This is a genomic window from Crenobacter sp. CS_VA4 (genome assembly GCF_055597485.1).
Window position 1 is genome coordinate 1 of the sequence record NZ_JBVMAE010000110.1, and the last position, 293, is coordinate 293.

Consider the following 293-nt stretch of genomic DNA (forward strand, 5'->3'; position numbering starts at 1 on the left):
GCGCGCATCGCGCGTCCCAGCTTGGTGCGTTCGACCATCACCAACAGGCCGGCCATGATCACCAGACACAGCACGATGATGATGACCTGCAACTGGGTGATGGTGGCGCCGAGGATGGTGATCGTGTCGTGCGACAGGATCGCCGGGAACGGAATGTAGTTACGGCCCCAGATCAGGATGGCGACCTGCTGTAGCACGATCGACAGGCCGATCGCGGTGATCAGCGGTGCCAGCCGCGGTGCGTTGCGCAAGGGGCGGTAGGCGACCCGCTCGATGACGAAGCCCAGCAACAT

1 pseudogene is annotated in these 293 nt (G+C 63.5%); it reads right to left on the bottom strand.

The window, feature by feature from the left end:
• Positions 1-293: pseudogene (locus ACZ2IA_RS22915) on the bottom strand (branched-chain amino acid ABC transporter permease); the annotation flags it as partial.